6 protein-coding genes are annotated in these 4,527 nt (G+C 64.6%); 5 read left to right on the top strand and 1 reads right to left on the bottom strand.

Going from position 1 to position 4,527, the window contains the following annotated elements:
- Window positions 1-393 (bottom strand): LysR family transcriptional regulator (locus PMN64_RS42190; protein WP_411785030.1); only part of this gene is annotated, 393 nt, incomplete at its 3' end.
- A 231-nt stretch (window positions 394-624) separates the two neighbouring features.
- Between PMN64_RS42190 and PMN64_RS42185 the strand changes: the two genes are divergently transcribed.
- From PMN64_RS42185 to pcaG, 5 genes are read left to right on the top strand one after another with little or no spacing between them, the layout of a single operon-like run.
- Window positions 625-1,854: an ABC transporter substrate-binding protein gene (locus PMN64_RS42185; RefSeq protein WP_411785029.1), complete on the top strand. Its 1,230-nt coding sequence runs from the start codon at window positions 625-627 to the stop codon at window positions 1,852-1,854.
- Window positions 1,830-2,558: a nitroreductase gene (locus PMN64_RS42180; protein ID WP_259245056.1), complete on the top strand. Its 729-nt coding sequence runs from the start codon at window positions 1,830-1,832 to the stop codon at window positions 2,556-2,558. The genes PMN64_RS42185 and PMN64_RS42180 overlap by 25 nt, the downstream gene beginning before the upstream one ends.
- Window positions 2,559-2,571: 13 nt before the next feature.
- The gene (locus PMN64_RS42175) at window positions 2,572-3,111 is read left to right on the top strand and encodes a DUF4863 family protein (protein ID WP_028344386.1); all 540 of its coding nucleotides are present in this window, start codon (window positions 2,572-2,574) and stop codon (window positions 3,109-3,111) included.
- Between the two features lie 39 nt (window positions 3,112-3,150).
- The gene (pcaH, locus tag PMN64_RS42170; RefSeq protein ID WP_259245055.1) at window positions 3,151-3,852 is read left to right on the top strand and encodes a protocatechuate 3,4-dioxygenase subunit beta; all 702 of its coding nucleotides are present in this window, start codon (window positions 3,151-3,153) and stop codon (window positions 3,850-3,852) included.
- Window positions 3,853-4,455, top strand: a complete 603-nt coding sequence (pcaG, locus tag PMN64_RS42165; RefSeq protein ID WP_028344905.1) for a protocatechuate 3,4-dioxygenase subunit alpha — start codon at window positions 3,853-3,855, stop codon at window positions 4,453-4,455.
- The last annotated feature ends 72 nt before the right edge of the window (window positions 4,456-4,527 follow it).

Raw genomic sequence — 4,527 nt, 5'->3', positions numbered from 1 at the left:
CGTGGGCTCGGAGATGTGTATAAGAGACAGGCCCAGGATCTTCAGCAGCGGCGGCGCCAGCACCATCGTCGTGAAGTCGTTGGCGGCCAGCGTGAACGGCTTGGTGGAGGCCGCCGGTACGAACGTCGGCAGCTCGACCGCGGCCTCCAGCGATCGCAGCGCCTGGCGAACCTGCGGCGCCATTGTCAACGCGCGCGCGGTCGGCTGCATGCCGGTAGCCGTGCGCACGAACAGGTCGTCGTCCAGCATCTCGCGCAGCCGCGCCAGCGAGTGGCTGACGGCGGACTGGCTCAGCGCGACCTTCTGGCTGGCCCGCAGCACGCTGCGCTCCTCCATGACGGCGTCGAATACCTTGAGCAGATTCAGATCCAGGGTCTTGAAGGAAACGGACACGCTGCGAGTCCTGTCTGTAGCGGATCGCTCGCCTCGGCAGAATTCCGCGATCGACGGCAGTTAAGGCCAGCCGTCTGGCGGATGCAACCGAGCGGATTCTCCACGAGCGTATTGCCGTGCCGTCACCACCGGCCATCTGAAGCCGGTTCAGGATCACTCTGCAAGACTTTCACTTCCGCAACGCGGCGTTCTGGCCAAGATTGCCGGCACCGGGTTGGGAGGAGAAAAGCGATGAAGGCCTGGGTGATGTCGGCCCGAAGTGGCGCGCGTAAATCGATTGGACTGGCGTTGATGCTGGTGGCGACAGCGACGTCGGCAATTGCACAGAGCGGGCCGGTCAGGCTCGGCGTGCTGACCGACATGTCGTCGCTCTACGCCGACAATGGCGGCCAGGGTTCGGTGGTCGCCGCGCAAATGGCGGTGGACGATTTCAAGGGCAAGGTGCTGGGCCGTCCGATCGAGATCGTCGCCGGCGATCACCAGAACAAGGCGGATATCGGCTCGGCGATTGCCCGGCGCTGGCTGGAGAACGACAATGTCGAGGCCATCCTCGACGTCCCGAATTCCGCGGTCGCACTGGCGGTGCAGGGCATCACGCGCGACAAGAAGAAGCTGTTCCTCGCCACCGGCGCGGCAACGTCCCGGCTGACCGGTGACGAGTGCTCGCCGACCGGCATCCACTGGACCTACGATACCTATGCGCTGTCGCAGGGGACGACGAGGGCGATTTCGCGCCTCGGCGCCAAGTCCTGGTTCTTTCTTTCGGCCGACTACTCGCTCGGTGCGCAGCTCGAGGCTGACAGCCGCAAGGTGATCGCCGCCACCGGTGGCAGGGTCGTCGGCGCAGTGAAGCACCCGATCAACACGCCCGACTTCTCGTCCTTCCTGCTGCAGGCGCAGGCGTCCAAGGCCGACGTGATTGCGCTCGCCGATGCCGGCGGCGACTTCATCAACGCCGTGAAGCAGGCCGGCGAGTTCGGCGTGACGCGCGGGCAGAAGCTTGCCGGCCTGATCGTCTTCATCGCCGACATCCACAGCCTCGGGCTGCAGAGCGCGCAAGGCCTGATGCTGAGCTCGGCGTTCTACTGGGACCTCAACGACGAGACGCGCGCGTGGTCGAAGCGCTTCATCGAGAAGACCAAGAAGGTGCCGACCATGATCCACGCCGGCACCTATGGTGCGGTCATACACTACCTCAAGGCGGTCGAAGCCGTCGGCACGCTCGATGGGCCGACCATCGCCGCCAAGATGCGCGAATTGCCGGTCAACGACTTCATGACCCGCAACGGCAGGATCCGTCCGGACGGCCGGCTGGTCCGCGACATGTATCTGTTCCGCGTCAAGTCGCCGGAGGAGTCGAAATACCAGTTCGACTACTACCAGCTGCTGGCCACGATCCCGGGGGAAGAGGCCTTCAGACCGATGGAGGACGGCGGATGCTCGCTCGTGAAGAAGTCGTGATCGACCGGGACGCGGCGTGCGGAGTTGCGCGCAACCCGATCGACGAGGTGATCGCCGGCCGGCTGTCGTGCCGCGAGTTCTCCGGCAGTCCGGTCTCGCGCTGGACGGTCGAGCAGATCCTGCGCGTGGCGCGGTTCGCGCCGAGCGGCGCGAACATCCAGCCCTGGCACGTCTACGTGCTCGCCGGCGCCGCCAAAACCGAGGTGTCGGCTGCGCTTCTGCATGCCTACGAGAACGAGCCGAGCGAGCACGTCTCCGAATATCAATACTACGCCAGCGCGTTCCCCGAACCGTATCTCGGTCGTCGCCAGGAGTTCGGGCGATTGTTCTATGACTCGCTCGGGATCGCGCAAAGCGACGCAGCGGCGAGGAGCCGGCAGACCGCAAAGAACTTCATGTTCTTCGGCGCGCCGGTTGGATTGATCGTCACCATCGATCGGCGCCTGGCGATGGGAAGCTGGCTCGATCTCGGCATGTTCATCCAGAACGTGATGCTGGCGGCGGTCGGACGCGGGCTGCAATCCTGTCCGCAGGAAACCTTCGCCAGATTCCACCGGATCTTGCGTCCGCTGTTGTCGATCCCCGCCGAGCAGATGGTGGCCTGCGGGATCTCGATGGGCCACCCCAGGGAGCGGTCGCGCACGCGGCTGATGCCGCGCGCGGAACTGGAGGCATTCGCCTCCTTCAAGGGTTTCGAGGATTAGACAGGAGAAAGTCATGGGAAGCCGTGAACAGCTTATCGAACGCAGCATTCCGTTTCTGCGTGAGGTCAAGGACATGACACCGAGCGCGGCGATGGAGCGATGGCTCAACGAGACCTATGGAGAGGACAGCGCGCTGTACCAGGATCTGGCCCGCCTCATCAAAATGGGAGTCGAGGAGGGCTGGGCCGCAAACCAGGAGGTGGAAGGCCCGAACTATCGGCGCAGCCGCATCCTCGAGCCGGTCCCCGAGACGTTCCAGTTCAGCATCACCGCGGTCTACATGAACAGCACCGATCCGCGCCGCTTCAAGGACGAGGACGATCACGACGTGCTGCGCGGGCAATATCACGGCCATCCCTATGGCGAGCTCAACCTCGTCGTTCCCCTCGACAAGGGCGCCCAGCTGAAGGGATTGCAGGGCTGGCAGGGGCCGGGCTGGACGGCGCCGGATCCCGGCAGCCGGCATTATCCGGAGGTCAGGGGCGGCGCAGTCATCGCGCTGTTCTATCTGCCGGCCGGGCGCATCTCCTACGATTTCAAGGCGCCGGCCTGATATCCGGCGCGGGCGGGAATCCGGTCTGGAGAAAGCAACATGACGTTGATCTACCCGATCACTTCGAACAGCGTCCATCCCGCGCGTCTGTCGCCTGCGTACCGCAGCGCGACTAGGCGCGCGCCCACGAAGCCGCTGATCCCGATGCGGCACACGCTCTCGGAGCTGACCGGGCCGGTCTACGGTCATGAGACGGTGCGCGCGCACGACAACGACCTCACCATCCAGGCCAAGGGCGAGCCGCTCGGCGAGCGCATCATCGTGCACGGCTATGTGCTCGACGAGGACGGCCGCGGCGTGCCCAACACCTTGGTCGAGCTGTGGCAGGCCAATGCCTGCGGCCGCTACATCCATGTCGTCGACCAGCACCCGGCGCCGCTCGATCCCAACTTCACCGGCGCCGGCCGCACGCAATCCGATGCCAAGGGCTATTACAAGTTCATCACCATCAAGCCCGGCGCCTATCCCTGGGGCAATCACCACAATGCCTGGCGACCCGCGCATATCCACTTCTCGGTGTTCGGGCACTCCTTCGTCTCGCGGCTGGTGACCCAGATGTATTTCCCCGGCGACCCGCTGTTCCCGTTCGACCCGATCTTCAACTCGGTGACGGATGAGAAGGCGCGGGCGCGGATGATCTCCGCCTTCGATCTCGAGAACACCAAGCCGGAATGGGCGCTGTGCTACCGCTTCGATATCGTGCTGCGCGGGCAGAGTGCCACGCCGATGGAGACCAGGTAAGTGTCGAACCCGCGTCCTGATGGAATCACGCCCTCGCAGACCGTCGGTCCCTATTTCAAGTATGGCCTGACGCCGAACGGCGAGTATGAGTGGAACGACGCCTTCACCAACAATTTGCTGACGGGCGACGTCTCGGGCGAGCGCATCCGCGTCGAGGGCAAGGTCTATGACGGCGACGGCGCCGTGATCCCGGACTGCATGCTGGAGATCTGGCAGGCCGATGCGCAGGGCCGCTTCTCGGATCCGCAGGATGCGCGCGCGTTGCCGAACTCAAGCTTCAAGGGCTTTGGCCGCTGCGGCACCGACAAGAGCGGTGGTTATGCATTCGACACCATCAAGCCGGGCTCAGTGCCGGATGCCGACGGCAAGCCGCAGGCGCCGCATATTCTGCTCGCGGTGTTCGCGCGCGGCATGCTGCTGCATCTCTACACCCGGATCTATTTCGACGGCGAAGCCGGCAACGCCGCCGATTCCACGCTGGCGCTGGTGCCGGCCGATCGCCGCCCGACCTTGATCGCGCAGCGCAAGGCCGGCGCGGGCAACGTCTACACCTTCGACGTCCATCTGCAGGGCGACAGCGAGACCGTGTTCTTCGACGTCTAAAGCGTGATGGCATTAAGTTCGATAGCCTGAATTTTTGAGGTAGTTGGCACATTCCTCGGAGGTGAAGGCGTC

The sequence above is a fragment of the Bradyrhizobium sp. UFLA01-814 genome, assembly GCF_046718885.1.
Taxonomy (GTDB): domain Bacteria; phylum Pseudomonadota; class Alphaproteobacteria; order Rhizobiales; family Xanthobacteraceae; genus Bradyrhizobium; species Bradyrhizobium elkanii.
This window is presented reverse-complemented; position numbering and strand designations above follow the sequence as displayed.